We start from the raw sequence: 3,076 nt of genomic DNA, 5'->3' as shown, positions 1-3,076 counted from the left end.
GCTTGGCGGGGGCGTAGGCGACCTCGGGCCGCTCGTGGGCATAGCCCTCCCGCTCATGCCCCCACATATCCCGATGAGCGAAACTCTTGCTCGCCATCACACTAGTGTCGCTCGGAAACAGGGAAAATGCAGGTTACGGATATGCAGGCGGGACGGGAATCCAGACATGCCTGGAATGGAGTGATGGCCGTCGAGAAGCCGGGCAGTCGGCGATTGACGGAGTGGAACCCTCGCCGTAGTCTGACGGTGAGACGTTCCGTTTACTCGGACGGAAAGGTCGGCTTGCCCAAACATTTCTCCCTTCCGCGCCCTCTCCTGCGAGCGCTCGCCATACTCTTCGCCGCGGTCACCATCCTCTACGGCTCCCTCTGGATGTTTTACATCCGTCAGCGGAACAGTCCGGTGGAGTTGGGTTTCAACAAAACGCACAACGATACCTATGACGAGAAGGCGCACGCGCTCGCGGTGCGGGATGTAGTGCCTGATAGCCCGGCGGAGCGCGCCGGCCTGCGGCCTGGCGACAGCATTATTGGGGTCAATGGGCAGATGCTTAAGACCTCGGCGCCCTTCGACGAGGCGTGGGCACGCGGCCAGCCAGGCGACCCTGTGGAACTGACCGTGCAGCGCCCCGGCGAGCCCAACCCGCTGGTACTGCGCGGGATCTTCAGGACTAGCACCGACGTCCAGGCGCCGGAGGGATTAGCCAAGAGCTCCGCGTTGCAGATCACGGCCTCGTTCCCATTGCTGTTCATGGTGGTCGGGTTTGCGGTTTTGCTGCTGCGATACGAGGATCCCTATGCCTGGCTGCTGGCCTTGGTGTTTGCCGGCTTCGTGGCCGCTCCCACTCTCAGCTACACCGCCACCCTCGCCATGCCTCAAGGGCTGCGGGTTTTCATGTTTGCGTATCGCGCCGTTTTCTGGGGAATGTTCTTCGCCTTCTTCTATATCTTCTTTGCCGTGTTCCCCGCGCAATCTCCTCTGGAGCGCCGCTTGCCCTGGTTGAAATGGGCGGGCCTGGCGATCGGGCTGTCGCTGGCCATCCCAGGCTTGGGCTCGGGCGAGCCACACTGGCCGGCGGTGTTGACCGAGCTGTTGGGCGCCCGCGCGGTACGTGCCACGTTCCTCTCCTTGACCTACGGCCTGGTAGGACTGGGCATGGTCTCGCTGGCGTGGAATAGCCTGGGATCGGGCAGCCCGCCGGACGTGCGCCGGAAATCGCGGGTCATGCTGTGGGGCACGTTGGTCGGGTATTTCCCCATCATCCTGGAGCGGGTCGTGGCGGATGCCTTCGGGTTCAAGGCCGGTTTCTGGCTGGATACGGCGTTGGTCGTGATCTGCCTCCTCTACCCGTTGTCGTTTGCTTATGCCGTGGTGAGACACCGGGTGATGGAGATCCCGGTGCTGTTGAAGCGCAGCGCGCGGTATGTGCTGGTGCAGCGCGGGTTCATCGTCCTGCTGATGGCCGGCGCGGCGGTTGCGATCGCACTGTTCACCCGCACCTTCTCCCGCTTCCTTCCCCCCGATTCCAACCTGGGCATGACGCTGAGCGCAGTGTTCGGGATCGTGCTGGTATGGACGTCCGCGCCCATGGTCAAGCGCGGCACCGAGCGCATCGACCGCGCATTCTTTCGCAGCGCCTACGACGCCCGGCAGATCCTCGAGGACCTGGTCGCCCGGACACGCACCGCGCAAGACCGCGAAACCCTGGTTCGGCTGCTGGCGCATCATATTCGCGAGGCCCTGCACCCGGTGTCGCTGGTGGTTTATCTGGCAGACCCTGGGGGCCGCCTGGTGGCGGTCGAAGGACAAGCTCCGCCCGATCTGCAGCACCTGCCGCGCGACCTGCCACTGCTGGCGGAGCTGACGAGCCGAGGCCGGCCCTGGGTGCCGGCAGAATCCGATGGCGCGCGCGGCATCTCTCTCCTGTCGCCCTTGCAGTCTGAGTGTCTGGTACCGATGCCGGGTCGCGACGGCAGCCCGCTGGGGCTGTTGGTGCTGGGACCGCGTCTCTCCGAAGAACCGTACTCGGGCGAGGACGAACGCCTGCTGGCCGCGGTCGCCAGTCAGGCGGCGGTGGCTCTGGAGAACATCGGCCTCGCCGAGAAGATGGCGGAACGCATAGAAGCCGAGCGCCGCGCCGCCCGGGAGATGGAGATCGCGCGCCAGGTGCAGAGCAAGTTGCTGCCGCAGAAGGCGCCGCCACTCGCCACCCTGGATTATGCCGGGTCCTGCATCCAGGCTCGCGCCGTGGGCGGGGACTACTACGACTTCCTGGATCTGGGAGAGGGGCGAGTCGGCTTTGTACTGGCTGACATCGCCGGCAAGGGCATGTCCGCGGCCCTCCTCATGGCCAATCTCCAAGCCCACCTCCGCAGCCAGTCTGCCCTGCTGGTGCAGGATCTTTCACGGTCGTTGTCCTCCGTGAACCGCATGTTTTGCGAAAGCACCGAACCGAGCAACTATGCCACCCTCTTCCTGGGTGTGTACGACGATGCCACCCGCCGCCTCCGTTACGCCAACTGTGGGCACAATCCGCCCCTTCTGCTTCGGGGCGATTCCGTGGAACGGCTGGCCGCCACGGTCACTGTCCTGGGCTTATTTGAGGCGTGGGAGTGCGTGGTGGCGCAGACGCAGCTCGCTCCAGGCGACCTGCTCGCCATCTATACCGATGGCATCGTCGAGGCGATGAACGCCAACCAGGAGGAGTTCGGCGAAGCGGCTCTGTTGCGGGTCCTGCGAGAGAATCGCGGATCGAATGCGGTTTCTGTCATGGGTGCCGTCATCGCCGCCGTCGAGCGGTTCGGCGGCGGTGAGCAGAGCGATGATCTCACGCTGCTGGTGGGCTGCGCGCGTTAGGCCGGTTGTAAACAGAACGGGCGACGATTGCTCGTCGCCCGTGCGAACCGTCAAGCCGGTTAGCCGATGAAACGCTTCCTTAGGTGTCTAGGGTAAACGTGTAGAGCGATGCCACTTGGCGTGCAGCCAAATCAGACTGCCGATGGCACAGACTTCCAGAGGACCCGGGGTCTCCCATAGAGCATCGACGATTCTCAGGTGGGTGGCCGTCACATGGACG

At 64.4% G+C, this 3,076-nt stretch carries 1 protein-coding gene; it reads left to right on the top strand.

Going from position 1 to position 3,076, the window contains the following annotated elements:
* Window positions 1–246 precede the first annotated feature (246 nt).
* Window positions 247–2,856 (top strand): SpoIIE family protein phosphatase, encoded by a 2,610-nt coding sequence (locus VMS96_11550; protein ID HVP44060.1) that lies wholly within the window; start codon window positions 247–249, stop codon window positions 2,854–2,856.
* Window positions 2,857–3,076: the final 220 nt, after the last annotated feature.

The sequence above is a fragment of the Terriglobales bacterium genome, assembly GCA_035543055.1.
In the GTDB taxonomy this organism is placed as follows: Bacteria; Acidobacteriota; Terriglobia; order Terriglobales; family Acidobacteriaceae; genus JAIQFD01.
The sequence above is the reverse complement of the archived record's forward strand: the minus strand, read 5'-3'. Positions and strand labels throughout refer to the sequence as shown.